Origin of the sequence: Pseudomonas sp. WMBT8 (assembly GCF_050916005.1) — a bacterium.
In the GTDB taxonomy this organism is placed as follows: Bacteria; Pseudomonadota; Gammaproteobacteria; order Pseudomonadales; family Pseudomonadaceae; genus Aquipseudomonas.
In genome coordinates, this window is sequence record NZ_CP188096.1 from 5,143,688 (window position 1) to 5,164,925 (window position 21,238).

Genomic DNA, 21,238 nt, shown 5'->3' on the forward strand with positions numbered 1-21,238 from the left:
CCCTTCAGGATTGCGCTTGGGAAAGGTTAGTCAATTCAGGGCCTTTGCTCGGTGGCTCGTTGAGCACCACGCGCTTGATCGGGCCGACGATCACCAGGTAGCTGAATACCGCCACCAGCGCATTGGCGCCGACGAACACCAGGGCCCACTTGAACGAACCGGTGGTGCTGATGATGTAGCCGATCACGATAGGCGTGGTGATGGAAGCCAGGTTGCCGAAGGTATTGAACAAGCCGCCGCTGAGGCCAGCGATTTGTTTGGGCGAGGTGTCAGACACCACCGCCCAACCCAGTGCGCCAACGCCTTTACCGAAGAAGGCCAGGGCCATGAAGCCCACGATCATCCACTCCACATCCACATAGTTGCAGGCAATGATGCTGCTGGAGACCAGCAAGCCAGCAATGATCGGCGCCTTGCGCGCGAAGGTCAGGGAGTGGCCCTTGCGCAGCAGGTAGTCGGAAATAACCCCGCCCAGCACGCCGCCGATAAAACCGCAGATCGCCGGCAGCGAAGCGATGAAGCCGGCCTTGAGGATGGTCATGCCGCGGTCCTGCACCAGGTACACCGGGAACCAGGTGAGAAAGAAGTAGGTAATGCCGTTAATGCAGTACTGGCCCAGGTACACGCCAAGCATCATGCGGTTGGTCAGTAACTGGCGGATGTAATCCCACTTCGGCCCGTCGGTTTTCTTACCCTTGGCCTTGTCCTGGTCCATATCGACCATCGCCCCATTGGCGGCAATGTGCTTGAACTCAGCCTCATTGATCAGCGGGTGCTCGCGCGGGCTGTAGATCACTTTCAGCCAGATCAGCGAGAACACGATGCCAATCACGCCCATCACGATAAATACGTGCTGCCAGCCGAAGCTGTAGACGATCCACCCCATCAACGGGGCAAACAACACAGTGGCGAAGTACTGCGCCGAGTTGAAGATCGCCGAAGCCGTGCCGCGCTCGGCGGTTGGGAACCAGGCAGCGACTATGCGCGCATTGCCGGGAAAGGATGGCGCTTCGGCCAGGCCGACCAGAAAGCGCAGCATAAACAGCGCAACCACGGCGGTGGAGACGCCGAACTCACCGACATAGCCTTGCAGCACGGTGAACAGCGACCAGGTGAAGATGCTCAGGGCATAGACTTTTTTCGAGCCGAAACGATCGAGCAGCCAGCCGCCGGGAATTTGCCCGGCCACGTAGGCCCAACCGAAAGCAGAGAAGATGTAACCGAGGGTGACGGCGTCGATGCCGAGGTCTTTTTGCAGGCTGGAACCTGCGATGGCGATGGTGGCACGGTCGGCGTAGTTGATCGTGGTCACCAGGAACAGCATGAGCAAGATCAAATAACGGACGTGCGTCGGCTTGGTCGCTTGCATGTAGATGTACTCCCACTAATTATTTTTTTTGCGGGTAATTGTCGTGTTGGTGCTGCGCACTGCTTTTTTGCGGGAGCAGGCAAGCCTGCTCCCACATTTATTGCGTTTACGAACCGATGTAGCTGGTTTTCACCACGGTGTAGAACTCCTGCGCATAGCGACCTTGCTCACGCGACCCGTAGGATGAACCCTTGCGACCCCCGAAGGGAACGTGATAATCCACGCCCGCCGTCGGCAGGTTGACCATCACCATCCCGGCCTGGGAGTGGCGCTTGAAGTGGTTGGCGTACTTGAGCGAGGTGGTGGCAATGCCCGCCGACAGCCCGAACTCGGTGTCGTTGGCCATGGCCAGTGCTGCCTCGTAGTCCGCCACGCGCACCACATTGGCCACCGGGCCGAAGATTTCTTCACGGCTGATGCGCATAGCGGCTTCGCTGTCGGCAAACAAGGTCGGCGCGAGGAAGTAGCCTTGGGTGTCACACATCACCAGGCCACCACCGCTGACCAGCCGCGCGCCTTCGCCCAGGCCGATGTCGATGTACTTCAGGTCCTGGTCCAATTGGGCCTGGGACACCACCGGGCCAATGTCGGTCCCGGCATGCAGGGCATGGCCAACCTTGATCGACTGCATGCGCTCAGCCACTGCGGCGACGAATTGGTCATGAATCCCGGCGGTCACGATAAAGCGACTGGATGCCGTGCAGCGCTGGCCGGTGGAGTAGAACGCGCTCTGTACCGACAACTCGACAGCCTGCTTGAGGTCGGCATCGTCGAGAATGATCTGCGGGTTCTTGCCGCCCATTTCCAACTGCACCTTGGCCTGGCGCGACACGCAACTGACCGCGATCTGCCGGCCCACGCCCACGGAACCGGTGAAGCTGATGCCGTCGACCTTCGGGCTATGGACCAGCGCATCGCCCACTACCCGGCCGCTGCCCATCACCAGGTTGAACACACCACTGGGAAAGCCTGCACGGGAGATGATTTCGGCCAGGGCCCAGGCGCAGCCGGGCACCAGGTCTGCCGGCTTGAGCACCACGCAGTTGCCGTAGGCCAGGGCCGGGGCGATTTTCCAGGCGGGGATCGCAATCGGAAAGTTCCACGGGGTGATCAGGCCCACCACGCCCAGGGCTTCGCGCGTGACCTCGACGTTGACCCCCGGGCGTACAGACGGCAGGTAGTCACCGGACAGGCGCAGGCACTCGCCGGCAAAGAATTTGAAGATATTACCGGCACGGGTCACTTCGCCGATGGCTTCCGGCAGGGTCTTGCCCTCTTCGCGGGCCAGCAGCGTACCGAGCTCTTCGCGGCGCGCGAGGATCTCGCTGCCGACTTTATCCAGGGCGTCATGCCGGGCCTGGATGCCGGAGGTCGACCATGCCGGGAACGCCGCGCGGGCGGCGTCGATAGCGGCGTGGACCTGAGCCACGTCGGCCTTGGCAAAATCGCCGATGACATCCGACAGATCCGACGGGTTGATATTGCTTGAGTAGTCAGCACCGGCCACCCACTGGCCACCGATGTAGTTGTCAAAACGCTTGGCTTGGGACACGCATCTTCTCCTTACGCAAAAAGCCGCTGATCACTCAGCGGCTTTATTAATGGGTTACTGCGCGCCTTGCTTGTCGATCAGCGCGGCCAGGGCTTCGTATTCTTCTGGCAACAGATCGGTGAGCGGGGTGCGCACCGGGCCTGCGTCATAGCCGGCGATTTTTGCGCCCGCCTTGACGATGCTTACGGCGTAGCCGGCCTTGCGGTTACGGATGTCCAGGTAAGGCAGGAAGAAGTCGTCGATGATCTTGTCGACGGTGGCGTGATCCTCCCGGGCAATCGCGTGGTAGAAGTCCATTGCGGTCTTAGGAATGAAGTTGAAGACCGCCGAGGAGTACACCGGCACGCCGAGGGCCTTGTAGGCAGCGGCGTAAACCTCTGCGGTCGGCAACCCGCCCAGGTAGCTGAAACGATCACCGAGGCGACGGCGGATCGACACCATCAGCTCGATATCGCCCAGGCCATCCTTATAGCCAATCAGGTTCGGGCAACGTTCGGCCAGGCGCTCAAGCAGCGGCGCGGTCAGGCGGCAGACGTTGCGGTTGTAGACCACCACGCCGATTTTTACCGACTTGCACACGGCTTCGACGTGGGCGGCAACCCCGTCCTGGCTGGCTTCGGTCAGGTAGTGCGGTAACAGCAGCAGACCCTTGGCCCCCAAGCGCTCGGCTTCCTGGGCGTACTCGATGGCCTGGCGAGTAGAGCCGCCAACACCGGCGAGGATCGGCACGCTGGTGGCGCAGGTATCCACTGCGGTTTTCACCACTTGGGAATATTCACTGGCCGCCAGGGAGAAAAACTCACCGGTGCCGCCCGCTGCGAACAAGGCTGTGGCGCCGTAAGGGGCCAGCCACTCCAGGCGTTTGATATAGCCTGCCTGGTTGAAATCGCCCTGGGCATTGAAATCGGTCACCGGAAAAGACAGCAGACCGTGGGAGAGGATGGACTTCAGTTCTTGTGGATTCATTATTCGAACACCCTGGGTAAAGACTATCGATGAACAGTTGTTGTTAATGTTGTACGTCATCGTACAACTATAAAATCATCCGTCAATGTTATTTCGTCGGCTTGCCAGGGTTTTGCGGTCGGTTATTGAGAGCGCCTTGACGTAGGAAATTATTCCTCTATGCTTGCGACAGCTGTATATACATACAGCTATCAAGGAAGATTCATACGACATAGCAAGGAGCTAACATGTCAGAACTAAAGTCGATCAACACCGAAAACCCTATCCCCGCCCTACGCTTCGAAGGCGGCGAGCACACCGCCATTGGCGACGAGACCCTGCTGCGTTTTGTCCCGGGCAAGCCAGCAATTGCTGGGGCAAAAGTCCAACTGCACCTGCCCAACGGCCTGGCCCTGACCTATGGCCAGATCATTGCCCTGGGCGGCGATTTCTACGGGATTCCCGGCCAGCCCATCAGTGACGGTGCGTCACCCACCGAGCGTGTGCAGCGTTTCATCGCCGCGTTTAACTCGCTGGCAACTTTGCCGGCGTCACGGGAGGAAGCGGGCAAAATCCTCGCAGTCATGCAAAAAGAGATCAACGCAGTGAAGCAGGCCATACAGGATGGCAAGCAACCCCATGAGGCCTACGACGCGCTAGGAGATACGTTGTCCGAAGAGTGGAACCGCATCACTGGCGGTGGCAGCGTGGTTTCAGCCATGGTTCCCCTGGGGCGCTACCTGAAGCTGGCGGCCGATAATGCCGACCATTTCGGCGAATGGGCGCTGTCTGCCTACCTAGCTGGGCATACCGCCGCCCTGCAACAAGCGGTCGTGGCCCACCAAAGCGGCAGTGGCCAGCAATTGGAACTGGCTTACGCCATGAACAGCTTTGCTGATCACTTCTTGACCGACCTGTTTTCCGCAGGGCACCTGCGCGTCCCACGCAAACAACTGGCGGCCGTGGTGACACCGGGTGAACTGGGGTCGTTGATCAGCCGCTTTATGCACGATGAAGACAGCAAGTTCGGGCTCAATGTACGCAATGCCCTGGGCGATGAGTGGCATGCCTATGGCGACAAACGCTATTTCGATAGCAATGACGCCGCCAACCGCACCCAGGTCAAGCGTGCGGTGCAGTCTTCGGCCGATGAGATCTTCGACGCGTACATCAGCGGTATCGCGCCCTCCCCGGCCACGTTCAAGGCACCGCTGCACGTGCCGGACCTGAATGCGGCGAACAACCCGGCGAACAACTTTTCGCCACTGTTCAAGGCTGAGGGCGACAAGGTGTTGCGACGCAAGGACGTCAACAACCTGAACGACAAGCAATGGACCAATGATTGGTGGGGGTGGAGTACGTATCTGTTGCTTAAGGATTACAAGCCGAACAAGCCGCAGCCTTGAGGTAGCCATAGTTCCCCTGTGGGCGGATGACTCGTACACAGGGGACCGTTCGTCGTCACTGTGAATTCTGACAGTATCGGCGACCGGCTCGCTGCCCCTAGATTGGGTGCGACCGCCGGGTTACCTCAGCACATGCAGCAGGTGCAGTCACCTTGGAGGCCCTTTACTCATCCACAACCAGTGAGGCACACCATGGCTACCGAAAAAAAATGCACATTTAAATCCAAATCCAATAATTCCAAGGCATCGACGCAGAACATCGATCCTGTGGACCTACCCAATATTGGTGACACCATTCAACTTGATGGTGACCCGCCGGCCCTGGTCCTGGGCAAGAACTTCCATATCAACAATGGTGAAGTTACCCAAATCGACTTTTTCTTGGCGTGACATGCCTTCCTGGCAGGCATCGAATTATCCGCGCTGCGCCTGCGCCTCTTCATGAGCCTGGCGCAGCCGCTCTCGACTATTAGTCAAATGCAATCTCATCGCCGCCCGCGCCGCATCCGAATCCTGGCGGGCAATCGCCTCATAAATCTCTTCGTGCTCACGGCTCAGGCGGCTCATGTAGTGCTGCTGGTCGTCATGGGCCAGGCGCGCTGAGTTCAGGCGGGTGCGCGGGATAATGCTGGTGCCCAGGTGGGTCATGATGTCGGTGAAGTAGCGGTTGCCGGTGGACAAGGCAATCTGCAGATGGAACTGGAAGTCCGAGGCCACTGCATCGCTGGCGTGCGCCGCACTTTCATTCAACGCATCGAGGGCTGCGCGCATTGCTGCCAGCTGTTCGTCATTGCGACGCTGGGCCGCGAGGCCGGCGGACTCTACTTCCAGGCTGATGCGCAACTCGAGGATCGCCAGTACATCACGCAGCGTGACCACGGTCGCCGGATCAATGCGAAACCCGCTGGGGCTCGGCGTATCCAGCACAAAGGTGCCGATGCCATGCCGGGTTTCCACCTGCCCAGCTGCCTGCAGCCGCGAGATTGCCTCGCGCACCACCGTGCGGCTGACCCCATGGGCTTCCATGATCGCTGACTCGGTGGGCAGCTTGTCGCCACGCTTGAGCTGACCATCGCGGATCTGCTCGGACAACACCGTGACCAGTTCCTGGGCAAGGCTACGGCGCTTGCGGGGAAGACGCGGGGCTGTGCTGGGGTTTTCCATGGGCAGGCAACTATCTCGATGATTCAAAGGGGCATCATAGCCCAAGCGGGTTGTACGATCACCGCTCTGGATGATTTGCCCAAAGCTTATCGCGCGCAAAAAAATGCCCCAGCCTAAGCCGGGGCACTTTCAACACATACCCGCAGGCGCATGTTTTGTCACTTCACCACTTTCAAGCTCGGCCGGCCGCTAGGGCGCGGTGGCTCGGAATCTGGTGGCGGCAGATCATCTTCAATTTCAATCGCTTCGTCGTCTTCAAGGGACGACTCCAGATCAAACACCATGCCCTGGCCATTTTCCCGGGCATAAATCCCCAGGATCGCGCCGATGGGCACATAGAGCGTATGGGGTACCCCACCAAAACGCCCTTCAAAGCTGACCGCTTCATTGTCCATGTGCAGTTGGCGTACGGCACTGGGCGAAACGTTCAGGACAATCTGTCCGTCACTGGCAAAACCTTGTGGTACCTGCACCGCAGGAAACTCGGAATTGACCAGCATGTGCGGGGTGCAATCGTTGTCCACAATCCACTCGTAGAGCGCGCGGACCAGGTAAGGTCGACTGGAGTTCATCAACGGCTCCTTAAGCCTTAGCGCATATCACGTTCGACGCCAGACAGACTTGCCTGGAAAGCCTCACGCGCAAACTGGCGCTCCATGTAATCAAGCAGCGGCTTGGCAGGCCGCGGCAGTTCAATGCCCAGAATCGGCAAACGCCAGAGTATGGGTAATAGGCAGCAATCCACCAGGCTTTGTTCCTCACTGAGGAAAAAAGGTTTGTCGGCGAACAGCGGCGAAACCCCGGTCAGGCTCTCGCGCAATTCCTTGCGCGCCTGCACACGGGCAGCTTCTTTGCTGCGTGTATCCAGAATCAGATCCACCAGCCCGCACCAGTCACGCTGGATCCGATGGATCAGCAGGCGGCTGTTGGCACGCGCCACCGGATACACCGGCAGCAAAGGTGGATGGGGGTAACGCTCATCCAGATATTCCATCACCACGGTTGACTCCCACAACGCCAGGTCACGATCGACCAGGGTGGGCAAGCTGCCGTAAGGGTTCACTTCGATCAGTTTCGGCGGATGACGACCCACCTCCACACTGATGATCTCGGCGCTGACACCCTTCTCTGCGAGTACGATGCGTACTCGGTGGGAATAGTGGTCGGCGGGGTCGGAGTAACAGGCCAACCGGTTGGTCACGCCCATGGCGGTCCTCCTCGCTTGTTGAAATTATCGAAAGCTCAAAAACGAGCGCGCCCAGAAAGCATCTCTCGTAACACCTGGATCAACCAGAGCGTTACCCGTTCAGAGACGTCGCTGGGCGCGCAAGATTAACAGCAATTGCCTAAGGTTGGATCAATGCACATCCTTCCAGTATTCACGCTTGAGCAAATAAGCGAATACGAAGAAGAAAGCCAGGTACAGCAACACATAGGTACCGATGCGTTGATGCTCCAGTTTGACCGGGTTGGCGGAGTACGCCAGGAAGGTCACCAGGTTCTTGACCTTCTCGTCGAACTGCTCCTCGTTCAGCGCACCGCTCTTGGGCACGATGGTCAGTTGATCACAGGCCTCATGGGTCAACGGCGTGCCGGTCAGCGGGTCATATTGCTTCTTGCCGTTTTCCACGACTTGAACCTGCTTGCATCCTACCACCTGGCGCCCTTGCAGGCCGACCAGCACGTTAGGCATACCGACGTTCGGGAAGACCTTGTTGTTCACGCCCCAGGGACGTGTAGGGTCTTCGTAGAACGATTTCAGGTAGCCGTACAGCCAGTCGGTGCCACGTACGCGCGCTACCAGGGTCAGGTCGGGCGGCGCAGCCCCGAACCAGGCCTTGGCGTCGGCCGGTTGCATGCCGATGTTCATGTGGTCGCCAATCTTGGCACCGGTGAACACCAGGTTCTTGAGCATCAGCTCATGGGGGATACCCAGGTCATCGGCAACCCGCTCGTAACGCTGGAACTTGGCACTGTGGCAGCCCATGCAGTAGTTGGCGAACGTACGGGCGCCGTCTTGCATGGCGGCCTTGTCAGAAACGTCGATGTCGACTTTTTCCAGCTCTGCGCCGTGCTCGGCCGCGAAGGCCAATACCGGCAGGGCAGCAAGAATCAATGCAGCAAATAATTTTTTCATCAGCCAGTCACCCTTTCCGGAACCGGTTTTGTCTTCTCGAGCCGGGTGTAGAACGGCATCAGAATGAAGTAGGCGAAGTACAGGAAGGTGCAGACCTGCGACAGCAACGTGCGCTCTGGGGTCGGCGCCAGTACGCCCAACACACCCAGGATCACGAACGAAATGCAGAACACCCACAGCCAGATCTTGCTCAGCCAACCCTTGTAGCGCATGGACTTGACCGGGCTACGGTCGAGCCATGGCAACACGAACAGCACGGCGATGGCCGCACCCATGGCGATCACGCCCATGAGCTTGTCGGGGATTGCCCGCAAAATGGCGTAGAACGGCGTGAAGTACCAGACCGGGGCAATGTGTTCCGGGGTCTTGAATGCGTTGGCCTGTTCGAAGTTCGGCTTTTCGAGGAAATAGCCGCCCATTTCCGGGAAGAAGAACACAATCGAGCAGAACACGAACAGGAACACCACTACGCCGACGATATCTTTCACGGTGTAGTAAGGGTGGAATGGAATGCCGTCCAGCGGAATGCCGTTCTCGTCCTTGTGCTTCTTGATATCCACGCCGTCCGGGTTGTTCGAACCCACTTCGTGCAGCGCCAGGATGTGCAGCACCACCAGGCCGAGAATCACGATCGGCAAGGCCACCACATGCAGGGCAAAGAAGCGGTTCAGGGTAATCCCGGAGATCAGGTAGTCACCACGGATCCACTGGGTCAGGTCGTTACCGATGACCGGGATCGCACCAAACAGCGAGATGATCACCTGGGCGCCCCAGTAGGACATCTGGCCCCACGGCAGCAGGTAGCCCATGAAGGCCTCTGCCATCAGCGCCAGGTAGATCAGCATGCCGAACACCCATACCAGCTCACGCGGCTTCTGGTACGAGCCGTAGAGCAAGCCACGGAACATGTGCAGATAGACCACGATAAAGAACGCCGAAGCGCCGGTGGAGTGCAGCAGGCGCAGGATCGAGCCGTACTCGACGTCGCGCATGATGTATTCGACGGAGGCAAACGCTTCTTCCGCCGACGGGGTGTAGCTCATGGTCAGCCAGACACCGGTAACGATCTGGTTGACCAGTACCAGCAATGCCAGGGAACCAAAGAAGTAGAAGAAGTTGAAGTTCTTCGGCGCGTAATACTTGCTGAGATGGTCTTCCCACATTTTGGTGGCGGGGAAGCGCGCATCCACCCAATCCATGAACTTGCTCATTACGCGCTCTCCTTATCGACACCAATGACAATAACGTCGTCAGATTCGTAGTTGTGCGGCGGAACCGGCAGGTTCAACGGAGCAGGCTGGGACTTGTAGACGCGACCGGCCAGGTCGTAGTGGGAACCGTGGCAAGGGCAGAAATAGCCACCGACCCAGTCCTTGCCCAGGTCCACTGGCGCGACTTCCGGGCGGAAGGTCGGCGAGCAACCCAGGTGCGTGCAAAGACCGACCAGCAACAGAATCTCTGGCTTGATCGAACGCACTTCGTTTTGGGCGTAGGCGGGTTGGTCGGAATTCTTGGACTCGGGGTCAGACAACTGGCCCTCGATCTTCTTCAGATTCCCCAGGATTTCCTCGGTACGACGAACGATGAATACTGGCTGGCCGCGCCATTCAGCAATCATCTGCTGGCCTGGCTCGATCTTGCTGACATTCACCTTCACCGGTGCACCTGCGGCTTTCGCCTTGGCACTGGGAAACCATGACCCCACGAACGGGACCGCAGCCCCCACCGCTCCTGCAGCACCCACCACGGATGTGGCTGCTACCAAGAAGCGACGCCGGCCTGCATTCACGCCGTCATTGCTCATTCAGTCCTCTCCCATCAGCTTTTTGGCCTGTTAAATCAGGCGTCTACTAAGTATTAAATCTGAACTTATAAAAATTTTGCCGAATGGTAATGAAAAGCCCCACCTCTGACAAGGTAATTACCCGAAGCCTAAGCCCCAAGCCTTGTAGTATAGGGGGTCTACGGATGTGGCAAGTTGTCACACAGAAAAAACCCGCATAAAACGCGGGCAATAAAAAACGCCCAGCTCCGTGAGGAGGCTGGGCGTTTTTGTGGAACGTAAAGCGAATTAACGCTTCGAGTACTGCGGACGCTTACGCGCTTTACGCAGACCGACTTTCTTACGTTCAACTTCACGGGCATCGCGAGTCACGAAGCCAGCTTTGCGCAGAGCGCCGCGCAGGGTTTCGTCGTACTGCATCAGAGCGCGAGTGATACCGTGGCGGATTGCGCCAGCTTGACCACTTACACCGCCACCGATAACGGTGACGTAGATGTCGAACTTTTCAACGGTCTCGGTCAGTTCCAGCGGCTGACGAACTACCATGCGGGCAGTTTCGCGGCCGAAGAAGTTGTCCAGAGTGCGGTTGTTGATCGAGATGTTACCAGTGCCCGGACGCAGGAAAACGCGTGCGGTTGCGGTTTTGCGACGGCCAGTGCCGTAATTTTGAGTCGCCGACATAATGAACTATTCCGTTAAAACTTCAGTTCTTGGGGCTGCTGAGCAGCATGAGGGTGAGCAGCGCCCGCATAGACTTTCAGCTTGCGATACATGTCGCGACCCAGTGGGCCCTTCGGCAGCATACCTTTAACCGCGATCTCGATCGGGGCTTCAGGCTTCTTGGCAATCAGGCCTTCGAAGTTCGAAGACTTGATACCGCCTGGGAAACCGGAGTGACGGTAGTACATTTTGTCGCTTGCTTTGTTGCCGGTTACACGAACCTGCTCAGCGTTGATGATCACGATGTAGTCACCGGTATCGACGTGAGGGGTGTACTCAGGCTTGTGCTTGCCACGCAGACGGCTGGCGACTTCAGTGGCCAGACGACCCAGGGTCTGACCAGCGGCGTCGACGACAAACCAGTCGCGCTGAACTGTTTCCGGTTTTGCAGTAAAAGTTGTCATTCTTTAATAGCCTCAGGGGCCGCCCTGTAAATTAGACGGCGGATCTTACTGAATAGTGCGTACTTTGACAAGTCAAAGGCAGCCGGATACAGACGCTATCGGGGGCTCGGGTCAGCGCGTCCGTTCAACGGCAAGATTCTTCGGCAGGCGGCGCATCACTTCCACTGCAGAAAGAGGTGGGCAATTATGCAGATTGCGAAAAAAAATTCAACCTGCTTTTATGATTGTTTTCCCCAAAGGAGTACCCGATGGATTATCGAAAGCTGGGCCGGACCGATCTGAACGTAAGCACGATCTGCCTCGGGACCATGACCTGGGGCGAGCAGAACACCGAGGCAGAGGCCTTCGCCCAGATTGAGCGGGCCAAAGGCGCAGGGATCAACTTCCTCGATACCGCAGAAATGTACCCGGTGCCGCCCAAGGCCGACACCTACGCCACCACCGAGCGCTACATTGGCAATTACTTCAAGAGCCGTGGCGACCGCGCCGACTGGATCCTCGCCAGCAAGATCGCCGGGCCCGGCAACACCATCGACTACATCCGCGACGGCCAGCTCAAGCACAACCGCAAACACATCGTCGACGCCCTGGACGCGAGCCTCAAGCGCCTGCAGACCGACTGGATCGACCTGTACCAGTTGCACTGGCCGGAACGCAGCACCAACTTCTTCGGCCAACTGAGCTACAAGCACCAGGAAGAACCCGACCTGACGCCACTTGAAGAAACCCTCGAAGCCCTCGACGAGCAGGTCAAGGCCGGCAAGATCCGCCATATCGGCCTGTCCAATGAAACGCCGTGGGGCACCATGAAGTTCCTGGCCCTGGCCGAGGCCCGTGGCTGGACCCGCGCGGTGTCGATCCAGAACCCCTACAACCTGCTCAACCGCAGCTTTGAGGTGGGCCTGGCGGAGATTGCCATCCGTGAACAATGTGGCTTGCTGGCGTACTCGCCGTTGGCGTTCGGCATGCTCAGCGGCAAGTACGAAGGCGGCGCACGGCCGGCCAAGGGCCGCTTGAGCCTGTACAGCCGCTTCAGCCGCTACTTCAACCCGCAATCGGAAGCTGCGTGCAGCCGCTATGTGGCCCTGGCCCGCGAGCACGGCCTGGACCCGGCGCAGATGGCCCTGGCGTTTGTGACGCAACAGCCGTTTGTGACCAGCAATATCATTGGGGCGACGACGCTTGCGCAGTTGGACAGCAACATCGCCAGTGCTGACCTGAAGCTGTCGAAAGAGGTGCTGGAGGGGATCGAGGCGATTCAGAAGGATCATCCCAATCCTGCGCCTTGATTGATCTCTAGAACGCCATCGCCGGCAAGCCGGCCCCTACATTTGGAACCCATTCCCCTGTAGGAGCCGGCTTGCCGGCGATAGCAGCACCAACGATTCAAAGCGCCCGCGCAATGATCTCCTTCATGATTTCATTGGTCCCCGCATAAATGCGCTGCACCCGCGCATCCGCCCAGGCCCGGGCAATCGGGTATTCCCACATGTAACCGTAGCCGCCGTGTAACTGCACGCACTCGTCGAGCACCTTGCATTGCAAGTCAGTAGTCCAGTATTTGGCCATCGCCGCCGTCGGCACATCCAGCTTGCCTTGCAGATGCTGTTCCAGGCACTTGTCGACGAATACCCGGCCGATCTGCACCTCGGTGGCGATCTCCGCCAGCTTGAAGCGGGTGTTCTGGAAGTCAGCAATCGCCTTGCCAAACGCCTTGCGCTCGCGGGCGTAGTCCAGGGTCCATTGCAACGCCGCTTCGGCCGAGGCCAGAGCGCCAATCGCCACGGTCAGGCGCTCCTGGGGCAGTTCCTGCATCAGGTAGGCAAAACCCATCCCCGCCTGGCCCAGCAGGTTCTCCTTGGGCACCCGCACGTCCTGGAAGAACAGCTCGGAGGTGTCCTGGGCCTTCATCCCCACCTTCTCCAGACGCTTGCCCTTGTCAAAGCCCGGCGTATCGGCCTCCACCAGAAACAGGCTGGTGCCCTTGGCGCCGGCCTTGGGGTCGGTCTTGGCGACCACGATCACCAGGTCCGCCAGGAAACCATTGGTAATAAAAGTTTTGGAGCCGTTGATCACATACTCATCGCCATCCAGCACGGCGGTGGTCTTGACCCCTTGCAGGTCCGACCCGGCGCCCGGCTCGGTCATGGCAATGGCCGTGACCATCTCCCCGGAAACGAGCTTGGGCAGGTACCTGTGCTTCAGCGCCTCACTGCCGTAATGCAGGATGTACGGCGCAACAATGTCCGAATGCAGGGAGAAGCCAATCCCGGTCAGGCCCAGACGGCCGATCTCTTCGATCACCACGGTGCTGTAGAGAAAGTCCGCGCCCAGGCCTCCGTATTCTTCCGGCAGGTGGGAGCAGAGCATCCCCGCCTCCCCCGCCTTGCTCCACAGGGCGCGGTCAATATGGCCCTGCTTCTCCCATTGCGCATGGAACGGCACCGCGTCTTTTTCGAGGAAGGTGCGCACGCTCTGACGGAAGAGTTCGTGCTCGGAGCTGAACAAGGTTCTGGGAATCATGAGTCACCTGCGTCGATTGTCAGACAAAAACAAGATCACAGAGCCTAAGCTGCACGGACGTCACGGGACACTGGACACATGCGACAAAAAATAAGACGATCCAGCCGTTAGTTGACCACTTTCCCCTATAAGAATAATCGAAATTATGTCTAGCCTCGTCTCCACGCCCTTGCGGCGCGTCAGCATTTTGGCCATTGATCGGGTGTTTGCTTCTACCCTCATGCAAGCCAAGGATTTCTTCCACCTCGCCAGCCTGCGTTACGGCAAACAACAGGGCCTGGGCCTCACGCCGGCCTTTGAAACCCGCCTGGTAAGCCCCGACGGGCAATCGGTATGCAGCTTCAGCGATGTGATCATGCCGGTGGACGGTGGCCTGGAAAACGCCGACATCATTGTGCTGCCGGCGTTCTGGGACGACTTCGACGCCCTGAGCAGACGTTACCCGCAGATCCTGCCGTGGCTGCGCGAGCAGCATGCCCGGGGGGCGGTGCTATGCGGTGAGGCCACCGGGGTGTTCTGGCTCGCCGAAGCCGGCCTGCTCGATGGCAAGGAGGCGACCACCTACTGGCGCTTCTTCAACGCCTTCAGCGAACGCTTCCCCAAGGTCCAGCTCAATCAGGACAAGCATCTGACCGACGCCGACAACCTGTACTGCGCCGGCGGCACCACGTCGGCCTGCGATCTGTATATCTATCTGATCGAGCGTTTCTGCGGCGCCAACATCGCCCAGGCCGTGGCCCGCGACATTCTCTACGAAGTGCAGCGCAACTACGCGCCGGGGCGCATCGGTTTTGGCGGGCAGAAGCTGCACCAGGACGTAATCATCCTGCAGATCCAGCATTGGCTTGAGGAGCACTTCGCCGACAAATTCCGCTTTGAAGACGTGGCCCGCGAACACGGCATGAGCATCCGCAACTTTATGCGAAGGTTCCAGACGGCTACCGGCGACAAGCCGTTGCATTACCTGCAACGGCTGCGGATCGAGACGGCCAAGGGCTTGCTGTCGGGCAGCCGCAAGAGCATCAAGACCATCAGCTATGAGGTGGGGTATGACGATGCGAGCTTCTTTGCGCGGCTGTTCAGGCAGCACACGGAGTTATCGCCGAACCAGTATCGCCAGCAATTCCAGCAGGCCGCCTAACTAAAGCCGGGCACAATCAAATGTGGGAGCGGGCTTGCTCGCGAATACGGTGTGTCAGTTAACGAATAAGTCGACTGATATACCGCATTCGCGAACAAGCCCGCTCCCACATTTTGGTTCGGTGTTTGCCTAAGGCTTGTGCGCCCGCGCCAGAAATTCGTGGGACTGCATCTCCAGCAAGCGGCTCAAGGTCCGTTGGAACTCGAAGTTCAAGCGCCCACCGGTGTAGAGGTCCTTGAGTTCGACTTCAGCCGAGATGATCAGCTTGACGTTCCGGTCATAGAATTCATCGACCATGTTGATAAAGCGCCGGGCGATGTCGTCGGTGGTGACGCTCATTTGCTCGACGCCACTCAAGATCACGGCGTGGAAGATCTTGCCCAGTTCGATGTAGTCGTTCTGGCTGCGCGGGCCGTCGCACAGTTCGCGGAAGTCGAACCAGGCCACGTCATCGCAAGTACGCAGGGCAATGATCTGGCGATTTTCGATCATCAACTTATCGTTTTCCACCGCCTGGGTGCATTCCGGGGTCAGCGCGCGGAAGCTCTTGCGCAGGCTTTCGTGGGCCGCGTCGTCCAGGGGGAAGTGGAACAGCTCGGCTTGCTCAAGGTGACGCAGGCGGTAGTCGACGCCGCTGTCGACGTTGACGATATCGGTGTGCTGCTTGATCAGGGCGATGGCCGGCAGGAAGCGCGCGCGCTGCAGGCCGTCCTTGTACAGGCCGTCCGGCACGATGTTCGAGGTGGCGACCAGGGTCACGCCGTTCTTGAACAACTCCTCCATCAGGGTGCCGAGAATCATCGCGTCGGTGATATCGGACACAAAGAACTCATCGAAACAAATCACCCGCGCCTCTTGGGAAAAGCGCTTGGCGATGATAGTCAGCGGGTTCTTCTCGCCGTGCAGGGTCTTCATCTCTTCGTGCACGCGCTTCATGAAGCGGTGGAAGTGAGTGCGTGACTTTTCCTTGAACGGCAGCGCTTCAAAGAAGGTGTCGACCAGGTAAGTCTTGCCGCGACCCACGCCGCCCCAGAAGTACAAGCCCTTGACCGGCGTCTGGTCTTTCTTGCCAAACAACTTGCTGAGCATCCCCGGCTTGCTCTGGGAAGAGGCGACCAGGTCTTCGTACAGGCGCTGCAAGTGGCGCACCGCCGTTTCCTGGGCAGCATCATGGAAGAAGTCGGGGCGCTTCAGATCAGCTTGATATCGTTCTAGGGGCGTCATAATTTCGTTAGCAAGGCAACAAAAACGGGCCGTCACTGTAACGACGGCCCCGGATAATGGCAATCAACCCTTGGTCGGGTCAGTCCTCGATTGGGGTCAACGCCACGCGCACAGCTTCGATGGCGGCATCCCGCGCAGCGCTATCGGCAAATGCCGGGCTGTCGGCGATACACGCGCCGTCGAGCCACACCGTAAAGCCCAGGGCCTCGCTGCGCACATCCAGCGCCTGGCCGGATTGCAACTGCTTGGTGACAGCGCCCGCCGCCTTGCCATCTGCGAAGTTGCGCGACAACAACAGTTGTTCGCCGTCAGCCGCCAGCAGGCGGAAACGGAAGCTGCCGTCGTCTTCACGAAAGCTGACAAAACGCGCAGCCTTGACGGCCTTCTTCTTGGTGCTGGCAGCCTCGGGGGCCTGGTTGACGAACGAGCGCAGGCCTACCGCCTCACGCAGTTCTTGCAGGAATGGACCGGCAACGGCGCGGGCCTTCGTGGCGCCGATCAGCAGCAAGTCTTCCATGTCCGAAGGACGCGCCATCAATTGATGGTAACGCTCGCGGGCTTCGCCCAACTGGCCGTCCAGCAGTTGGAACAGGCGGCTCTTCGCCTCACCCCAACCCAGGCCATCGAGCAGTTCGCTGCGCAGTTGCTGCTCCTGTTCAGGCGTGGCGAACGCCTGGTACAGAGTGAACAGGTGCGAGTTGTCCGGATCCTTGGCTTCACCCGGCGCGCGGGAGTCGGTGACGATCCGCGAGATCGCGTCCTTCATATCCTTGGCGCTGGTGAACAACGGGATGGTGTTGTCATAGCTTTTCGACATCTTGCGCCCATCCAGGCCCGGCAAGGTGGCGACGCTTTCTTCGATCAACGCCTCGGGCATGGTGAAAAACTCCCTGCCCTTGCCAAACAGGTGGTTGAAACGCTGGCCGATATCACGGGCCATTTCCACGTGCTGGATCTGGTCGCGGCCGACCGGCACCTTGTGCGCGTTGAACATCAGGATGTCCGCCGCCATCAGTACCGGATAGCTGTACAGGCCCATGCTGATCCCGGCGTCCGGGTCTTCGCCGTTTTCCAGGTTCTTGTCCACCGAGGCCTTGTAGGCGTGGGCGCGGTTGAGCAGGCCCTTGGCCGCGACGCAGGTGAGCAGCCAGGTCAGCTCGGGAATTTCCGGGATGTCGGACTGGCGGTAGAACGTCACCCGGTTCACATCCAGGCCACCAGCCAGCCAGGTCGCGGCGATTTCCATGCGCGAGCGCTGGATGCGCTGCGGGTCATCGCACTTGATCAGGGCGTGGTAGTCGGCCAGGAAGTAGAACGAATCGGCATTGGCATCCTGGCTGGCGAGGATCGCCGGGCGGATGGCACCGGCGTAGTTGCCCAGGTGCGGGGTGCCGGTGGTGGTGATGCCGGTGAGGATACGGGTACGAGTCGTCATGGGTAATCGCTTATCAGACTGCTATCAATTCGAAAGGCGCGGCAGCACCAGATCCTTGAGATCGGTGAGCTTGCCATGAAAAAAGTGCCCGCATTCTGCCACTTTCAGCAGCTCATGGGGGCGTTTGAGGGCCGCGGACCAGTCGTAGACCAGTTGCGGGTCGACCACTTCGTCGGTTTGCGGCTGGATCACGGTCAGCGGGCAGCCCTGTGGAAGCTGGTCCTCATCACGCAAACGCATGACGGCCGGAGCGACCATGAACAGGTGCGCGAGTTTTTCGCCCTTGGCTTCCAGGCGCCCGCCCAGGCTTGCGGCCACAAATCCACCGAACGAGAAACCCAGCAAGGTGATGGGCAGGTCCGGGTGTTTTTCACGCAGCCAACTGACGGCAGCTTCGGCATCGTCCACTTCACCGGTGGCCATGTCATGGGTACCGGCACTGGCACCCACGCCACGGTAATTGAAACGCAAAGTAATCAAACCGGCGTCGCGGGCGGTGCGTTGCAGGGTCGATACGACTTTATTGAGCATGGTCCCACCCTGCACCGGGTTGGGGTGGCAGATCAGCGCCAGGCCACGCGGCTCGGGGTGATCCAGGTACAAGGCTTCCAATTGGCCTAGCGGGCCATCGATCAAAACGGGGGTTTCACGCATGAGCAAGGAATGAACTCCGTGACCTCTCAAGGGGTCGACTCGTCTAGCTAAAAGTCTGTGCATGGCATCATTGCGAGCTTAATCGCGGTATACAGCGCAGGTCCGAGCCGTTAACGTAAAGCAAAGCCGTTTATAGAGGAAGGACTCGTGGAACACTCGCTCTTAGTTTGGTTGTTGCCGACTCTTGCCCTGGTTGCCGGTGTCGCCATTGGATTCCTGGTTGCTCGCCTGCTGCCGAATGCCGCGCCTAACCGCACGCAGCGTCAGCTGGATGACATTCAGGAACGTTTTGACAGTTATCAGAACGAGGTTGTTACCCACTTCAACAGCACCGCGACCCTGGTCAAGAAGCTCACCCAGAGCTACCAGGAAGTACAGGATCACCTCGCCGATGGCGCCAACCGCCTGGCCCTGGACGACATCACCCGTCAGCGCCTGCTGGCCGCGCTGCATTCCGATGCCACGCAAGCCCCACGGGAGCGCCTGACCCCGCCGCGGGAAAACCAGGAACCGCCGCGGGACTACGCGCCAAAAACGCCGAACGCCCCCGGCATGCTGGATGAGCATTACGGCTTGAAAAAGTAAGGCGTTTTCAAACCACACAAAAAGCCCGGCTGATCGATGATCAGCCGGGCTTTTTGTTGGAACTGGATCGGCAGAACAATGGAGATCCCATGTGGGAGCGGGCTTGCTCGCGAAGGCGCAGTGTCAGTTATTAAAGACTTGACTGACATTCCGCCTTCGCGAGCAAGCCCGCTCCCACACAAGCCCACTCACCGTAGTTCAGCGCCGTACCGGACGCTTCTGCAACTTGCGCTGCAAGGTCCGGCGGTGCATGCCCAGGGCGCGGGCAGTGGCCGAAATGTTGCCTTCATGCTCGGTCAGCACGCGCTGGATGTGCTCCCACTGCAGGCGGTCCACCGACATCGGGTTCTCCGGCACGAGGGTGTCGAGGTCGGCATGCTCGGAGAGCAAGGCGGCCAGCACATCATCGGCGTCCGCCGGCTTGCACAGGTAGTTGCAGGCGCCGCGCTTGATCGCCTCGACCGCAGTGGCAATGCTCGAGTACCCGGTGAGGATCAGCACGCGCATTTCCGGGTCCAGCTCCAGCAACTTGGGCAACAGCACCAGGCCCGAGTCCCCGTCCATTTTCAGGTCCAGTGCCGCGTAGTCCGGCAGGTCGGCCTGGGCGATGGTCAGGCCTTCTTCGGCGGAACCTGCGGTGCTGACGCGAAACCCGCGACGGCTCATGGCTCGCGCCATCACGCGGGTAAAGGTGGCATCGTCATCTACCAGCAACAGGTGCGGCAGTTCTTCGCCTTCGACTTGGATCTCGTCACTCATCGATGTCTCCTCGTGCAGCACGGGGCAGGCGCAGCTCGGTGAGCGTGCCGCCTTCCTCATGGGGGTAAAGTTTCACCGAGCCGCCAGCACGGGTCACACTGGCCTTGCTCAAGAACAGGCCCAGGCCGAAGCCTTTGCCCTTGGTGGTAAAGAATGGCTTGCCGATCTGCTCGGCAATGGCCAACGGCACACCGGCACCGTGGTCGCGAATGCTGATGGTGAGGTTTTCCCAATCCCAGTCCAGCTGCACTTCCAGCCCTTCCGGGCAGGCATCGGCTGCATTGTTCAACAGGTTCAACAACGCCTGGGTCAAATCCGGTGGTGGCGCCATGCGCGGCACTGCGCCCTGCCCCAGCAGGTGGAAACGGTAACTGGCTTCGGGCCGCATCAAGTGCCAGCGGTTCAGGGCTTCGTCCAGCCACTGGGTGACGTCTTGCATATCCACCGCCAGGCGCCGGTTGGCTTCAGCGGCGCGCACCAGTTGCTGCAGGGTTTGCTTGCACTGCTTGACCTGTTCCTGCAGCACGCCGAGGTCGTCCTGCAAGGCCGGGTCGTGATGGTCCTGGCGCATTTCCTTGATCAGCACGCTCATGGTTGCCAGCGGCGTGCCCAGTTCATGGGCCGCGCCAGCGGCCTGGGTCGCCACTGCCAGCAGTTGCTGGTCGCGCAGGCCTTCTTCACGGCGGATAGCGCGCAGTTCTTCCTGGCGCCGCAGTTCTTCGGCCATGCGCGCGGCAAAAAACGTGATCACCGCCGCCGACAGCGCGAAGCTCAGCCACATGCCGTAGATCTGCAGGTTTTCCCGGGCGATCGGGAAGGTTTCCAGGGGATAGAACTGCGCCAGCAACAAGGTGTACAGCGCCAGGGCAATCCCCGACAGGATCACAGAATAGCGCCACGGCAAGGTCACGGCGGCGATGGTCAGCGGTACCAGGTAATAGGAAACGAAGGGGTTGGTGGAACCACCGGAGAAATACAGCAACACACTGTGGATAAACAGGTCGCAGGCCAGTTGCAGGGCGTACTCAAGCTCGGTCACTGGCCAGGTGGTGCGCAGCCGGATGGCCGTGAACACACACAGCACCGTGGAAAAGGCCAGGGTCACCCACAGTTGCAGCCAAGGCAGCGGCAGCAGTTCAAACCAATAGGCGAGCCCGACGGAACCGGCCTGTGCGGCCAGCACCAGGGTGCGGATAAACGTCAGGCGCCAGAGGTTCTGGCGAGTGGCGGAAGTCAGTTTTACGGGGGCGAGCATGAGCTCTCCTGATGAGCGCTCCAGGCGGATCGCAGCAAGTATAAACGAAGCGACAGTACAGGCAGCGCGTGTGTGGCCCTTTGACGCAGGTCATGGCTTATATGAAGGGTCAAGGCGGATTTTACCGTTCGTCGGCATCGTACCCAGATGTAGAGAATTTGTAACCCGCCGAACCCCAATCG

22 protein-coding genes are annotated in these 21,238 nt (G+C 59.5%); 5 read left to right on the top strand and 17 right to left on the bottom strand.

Annotated features, from left to right (window positions below; translation table 11 throughout):
• Positions 1-4: 4 nt before the first annotated feature.
• The 3 genes from ACO77H_RS23385 to kdgD all read right to left on the bottom strand — a co-directional run bounded on the left by ACO77H_RS23385 (position 5) and on the right by kdgD (position 3,887).
• On the bottom strand, positions 5-1,369 hold the full coding sequence (locus ACO77H_RS23385) for an MFS transporter (protein ID WP_169950930.1): 1,365 nt from the start codon (positions 1,367-1,369) through the stop codon (positions 5-7).
• A gap of 106 nt (positions 1,370-1,475) precedes the next feature.
• A complete protein-coding gene (locus ACO77H_RS23390; protein ID WP_432754625.1) occupies positions 1,476-2,921 on the bottom strand; it encodes an aldehyde dehydrogenase family protein in 1,446 nt (481 codons plus the stop codon).
• Positions 2,922-2,975: 54 nt separating this feature from the next.
• Entirely contained in the window at positions 2,976-3,887 is a 912-nt protein-coding gene (gene kdgD / locus ACO77H_RS23395) for a 5-dehydro-4-deoxyglucarate dehydratase (RefSeq protein ID WP_029291893.1), read from the bottom strand.
• A gap of 227 nt (positions 3,888-4,114) precedes the next feature.
• Here kdgD and ACO77H_RS23400 point away from each other — a divergent pair, with 227 nt between their 5' ends.
• Entirely contained in the window at positions 4,115-5,272 is a 1,158-nt protein-coding gene (locus ACO77H_RS23400) for a phospholipase (RefSeq protein WP_170041733.1), read from the top strand.
• Positions 5,273-5,464: 192 nt separating this feature from the next.
• Positions 5,465-5,662: a hypothetical protein gene (locus tag ACO77H_RS23405; protein ID WP_169950937.1), complete on the top strand. Its 198-nt coding sequence runs from the start codon at positions 5,465-5,467 to the stop codon at positions 5,660-5,662.
• Positions 5,663-5,686: 24 nt separating this feature from the next.
• On the opposite strand, the gene ACO77H_RS23410 is transcribed toward ACO77H_RS23405, so the two are convergent.
• From ACO77H_RS23410 to rplM, 8 genes are all read right to left on the bottom strand, one after another.
• Positions 5,687-6,436: a FadR/GntR family transcriptional regulator gene (locus ACO77H_RS23410; RefSeq protein ID WP_169950939.1), complete on the bottom strand. Its 750-nt coding sequence runs from the start codon at positions 6,434-6,436 to the stop codon at positions 5,687-5,689.
• A 158-nt stretch (positions 6,437-6,594) separates the two neighbouring features.
• Complete coding sequence (locus tag ACO77H_RS23415) at positions 6,595-7,008, bottom strand: ClpXP protease specificity-enhancing factor (RefSeq protein WP_057438071.1); 414 nt, start codon at positions 7,006-7,008, stop codon at positions 6,595-6,597.
• A 17-nt stretch (positions 7,009-7,025) separates the two neighbouring features.
• Complete coding sequence (locus ACO77H_RS23420; RefSeq protein ID WP_027604841.1) at positions 7,026-7,643, bottom strand: glutathione S-transferase N-terminal domain-containing protein; 618 nt, start codon at positions 7,641-7,643, stop codon at positions 7,026-7,028.
• Between the two features lie 150 nt (positions 7,644-7,793).
• Positions 7,794-8,573, bottom strand: coding sequence for a cytochrome c1 (locus ACO77H_RS23425; protein WP_169950943.1), 780 nt, complete (start codon positions 8,571-8,573; stop codon positions 7,794-7,796).
• Positions 8,573-9,784 carry a cytochrome b gene (locus tag ACO77H_RS23430; protein WP_003188526.1) on the bottom strand — a complete coding sequence of 404 codons (1,212 nt, stop codon included), beginning with the start codon at positions 9,782-9,784 and terminating at the stop codon, positions 8,573-8,575. Before ACO77H_RS23430 ends, ACO77H_RS23425 begins: the two co-directional genes overlap by 1 nt.
• Complete coding sequence (petA, locus tag ACO77H_RS23435) at positions 9,784-10,377, bottom strand: ubiquinol-cytochrome c reductase iron-sulfur subunit (protein WP_038443372.1); 594 nt, start codon at positions 10,375-10,377, stop codon at positions 9,784-9,786. The genes ACO77H_RS23430 and petA overlap by 1 nt, the downstream gene beginning before the upstream one ends.
• Positions 10,378-10,644: 267 nt before the next feature.
• Entirely contained in the window at positions 10,645-11,037 is a 393-nt protein-coding gene (gene rpsI, locus ACO77H_RS23440; RefSeq protein WP_003171743.1) for a 30S ribosomal protein S9, read from the bottom strand.
• Positions 11,038-11,051: 14 nt separating this feature from the next.
• The gene (gene rplM / locus ACO77H_RS23445; protein ID WP_029291908.1) at positions 11,052-11,480 is read right to left on the bottom strand and encodes a 50S ribosomal protein L13; all 429 of its coding nucleotides are present in this window, start codon (positions 11,478-11,480) and stop codon (positions 11,052-11,054) included.
• A gap of 248 nt (positions 11,481-11,728) precedes the next feature.
• Between rplM and ACO77H_RS23450 the strand changes: the two genes are divergently transcribed.
• On the top strand, positions 11,729-12,769 hold the full coding sequence (locus ACO77H_RS23450; protein WP_432754626.1) for an NADP(H)-dependent aldo-keto reductase: 1,041 nt from the start codon (positions 11,729-11,731) through the stop codon (positions 12,767-12,769).
• A gap of 97 nt (positions 12,770-12,866) precedes the next feature.
• On the opposite strand, the gene ACO77H_RS23455 is transcribed toward ACO77H_RS23450, so the two are convergent.
• Entirely contained in the window at positions 12,867-14,003 is a 1,137-nt protein-coding gene (locus ACO77H_RS23455) for an acyl-CoA dehydrogenase family protein (RefSeq protein ID WP_432754627.1), read from the bottom strand.
• A gap of 220 nt (positions 14,004-14,223) precedes the next feature.
• Here ACO77H_RS23455 and ACO77H_RS23460 point away from each other — a divergent pair, with 220 nt between their 5' ends.
• Positions 14,224-15,144, top strand: coding sequence for a GlxA family transcriptional regulator (locus ACO77H_RS23460; protein WP_169951391.1), 921 nt, complete (start codon positions 14,224-14,226; stop codon positions 15,142-15,144).
• A 129-nt stretch (positions 15,145-15,273) separates the two neighbouring features.
• Here the strand turns inward: ACO77H_RS23460 and zapE are convergent, their stop codons facing one another.
• The 3 genes from zapE to ACO77H_RS23475 form a co-directional block, all read right to left on the bottom strand.
• Complete coding sequence (gene zapE / locus ACO77H_RS23465; protein ID WP_115129004.1) at positions 15,274-16,368, bottom strand: cell division protein ZapE; 1,095 nt, start codon at positions 16,366-16,368, stop codon at positions 15,274-15,276.
• 79 nt (positions 16,369-16,447) lie between these two features.
• The gene (locus ACO77H_RS23470) at positions 16,448-17,803 is read right to left on the bottom strand and encodes a tryptophan--tRNA ligase (RefSeq protein WP_169950950.1); all 1,356 of its coding nucleotides are present in this window, start codon (positions 17,801-17,803) and stop codon (positions 16,448-16,450) included.
• Positions 17,804-17,827: 24 nt separating this feature from the next.
• On the bottom strand, positions 17,828-18,457 hold the full coding sequence (locus ACO77H_RS23475) for an alpha/beta hydrolase (protein ID WP_169950952.1): 630 nt from the start codon (positions 18,455-18,457) through the stop codon (positions 17,828-17,830).
• Between the two features lie 147 nt (positions 18,458-18,604).
• On the opposite strand from ACO77H_RS23475, the gene ACO77H_RS23480 reads away from it, so the two are divergent.
• The gene (locus tag ACO77H_RS23480; protein ID WP_029291922.1) at positions 18,605-19,042 is read left to right on the top strand and encodes a YhcB family protein; all 438 of its coding nucleotides are present in this window, start codon (positions 18,605-18,607) and stop codon (positions 19,040-19,042) included.
• 198 nt (positions 19,043-19,240) lie between these two features.
• Here ACO77H_RS23480 and ACO77H_RS23485 read toward each other — a convergent pair whose 3' ends face one another.
• Positions 19,241-19,801, bottom strand: coding sequence for a response regulator transcription factor (locus tag ACO77H_RS23485; RefSeq protein WP_029291924.1), 561 nt, complete (start codon positions 19,799-19,801; stop codon positions 19,241-19,243).
• Positions 19,794-21,056 (bottom strand): ATP-binding protein, encoded by a 1,263-nt coding sequence (locus ACO77H_RS23490; RefSeq protein WP_057958430.1) that lies wholly within the window; start codon positions 21,054-21,056, stop codon positions 19,794-19,796. Before ACO77H_RS23490 ends, ACO77H_RS23485 begins: the two co-directional genes overlap by 8 nt.
• Between the last annotated feature and the right edge of the window lie 182 nt (positions 21,057-21,238).

What these genes read in the sequence shown, in the direction of transcription:
- ACO77H_RS23385 (WP_169950930.1), bottom strand. Translation starts at nt 1,369, where the DNA reads ATGCAAGCGACCAAGCCGACGCACGTCCGTTATTTGATCTTGCTCATG.
- ACO77H_RS23430 (WP_003188526.1), bottom strand. Translation starts at nt 9,784, where the DNA reads ATGAGCAAGTTCATGGATTGGGTGGATGCGCGCTTCCCCGCCACCAAA.
- ACO77H_RS23485 (WP_029291924.1), bottom strand. Translation starts at nt 19,801, where the DNA reads ATGAGTGACGAGATCCAAGTCGAAGGCGAAGAACTGCCGCACCTGTTG.
- rpsI (WP_003171743.1), bottom strand. Translation starts at nt 11,037, where the DNA reads ATGTCGGCGACTCAAAATTACGGCACTGGCCGTCGCAAAACCGCAACC.
- rplM (WP_029291908.1), bottom strand. Translation starts at nt 11,480, where the DNA reads ATGACAACTTTTACTGCAAAACCGGAAACAGTTCAGCGCGACTGGTTT.
- ACO77H_RS23460 (WP_169951391.1), top strand. Translation starts at nt 14,224, where the DNA reads ATGCAAGCCAAGGATTTCTTCCACCTCGCCAGCCTGCGTTACGGCAAA.
- zapE (WP_115129004.1), bottom strand. Translation starts at nt 16,368, where the DNA reads ATGACGCCCCTAGAACGATATCAAGCTGATCTGAAGCGCCCCGACTTC.
- petA (WP_038443372.1), bottom strand. Translation starts at nt 10,377, where the DNA reads ATGAGCAATGACGGCGTGAATGCAGGCCGGCGTCGCTTCTTGGTAGCA.
- ACO77H_RS23405 (WP_169950937.1), top strand. Translation starts at nt 5,465, where the DNA reads ATGGCTACCGAAAAAAAATGCACATTTAAATCCAAATCCAATAATTCC.
- ACO77H_RS23425 (WP_169950943.1), bottom strand. Translation starts at nt 8,573, where the DNA reads ATGAAAAAATTATTTGCTGCATTGATTCTTGCTGCCCTGCCGGTATTG.
- ACO77H_RS23470 (WP_169950950.1), bottom strand. Translation starts at nt 17,803, where the DNA reads ATGACGACTCGTACCCGTATCCTCACCGGCATCACCACCACCGGCACC.
- kdgD (WP_029291893.1), bottom strand. Translation starts at nt 3,887, where the DNA reads ATGAATCCACAAGAACTGAAGTCCATCCTCTCCCACGGTCTGCTGTCT.
- ACO77H_RS23455 (WP_432754627.1), bottom strand. Translation starts at nt 14,003, where the DNA reads ATGATTCCCAGAACCTTGTTCAGCTCCGAGCACGAACTCTTCCGTCAG.
- ACO77H_RS23410 (WP_169950939.1), bottom strand. Translation starts at nt 6,436, where the DNA reads ATGGAAAACCCCAGCACAGCCCCGCGTCTTCCCCGCAAGCGCCGTAGC.
- ACO77H_RS23400 (WP_170041733.1), top strand. Translation starts at nt 4,115, where the DNA reads ATGTCAGAACTAAAGTCGATCAACACCGAAAACCCTATCCCCGCCCTA.
- ACO77H_RS23475 (WP_169950952.1), bottom strand. Translation starts at nt 18,457, where the DNA reads ATGCGTGAAACCCCCGTTTTGATCGATGGCCCGCTAGGCCAATTGGAA.
- ACO77H_RS23420 (WP_027604841.1), bottom strand. Translation starts at nt 7,643, where the DNA reads ATGGGCGTGACCAACCGGTTGGCCTGTTACTCCGACCCCGCCGACCAC.
- ACO77H_RS23450 (WP_432754626.1), top strand. Translation starts at nt 11,729, where the DNA reads ATGGATTATCGAAAGCTGGGCCGGACCGATCTGAACGTAAGCACGATC.
- ACO77H_RS23415 (WP_057438071.1), bottom strand. Translation starts at nt 7,008, where the DNA reads ATGAACTCCAGTCGACCTTACCTGGTCCGCGCGCTCTACGAGTGGATT.
- ACO77H_RS23490 (WP_057958430.1), bottom strand. Translation starts at nt 21,056, where the DNA reads ATGCTCGCCCCCGTAAAACTGACTTCCGCCACTCGCCAGAACCTCTGG.